This is a genomic window from Aquabacterium parvum, from assembly GCF_001447195.1.
In the GTDB taxonomy this organism is placed as follows: Bacteria; Pseudomonadota; Gammaproteobacteria; order Burkholderiales; family Burkholderiaceae_C; genus Aquabacterium; species Aquabacterium parvum.
Map to the genome: position 1 here is coordinate 1 of NZ_LFRI01000449.1, position 273 is coordinate 273.

Below are 273 nucleotides of genomic sequence, written 5' to 3' on the forward strand. Positions count from 1 at the left end.
GGCCCGAGTTGTCTCCCCGCTTCACTTCGTATGACCAAACAGCGCCCACAACACCATCGAGCACAGAGCCGCGACCACGTTGCCGGCGTTTCCATAGCTCGCGCTGGGCTCTATGAAGGTGCTTAAAGCGTTCAGCTAGGTCATCACCGTTCTTCACCGTCAAAGTCACCAAAAAAGGCCTCAGAGCCGTTTTCTCGGCTCGGATGACCTCCCACCTATCCAAGTAGGCTTTCATCGACTTAGCGCCCCGTCTAATGGCACACAGAGGGCAAA

1 pseudogene is annotated in these 273 nt (G+C 56.0%); it reads right to left on the reverse strand.

Annotated elements, in window-relative coordinates:
- Positions 1 to 235 (reverse strand): annotated as a pseudogene (locus ABG80_RS22970) (hypothetical protein); the annotation flags it as partial.
- Positions 236 to 273: the final 38 nt, after the last annotated feature.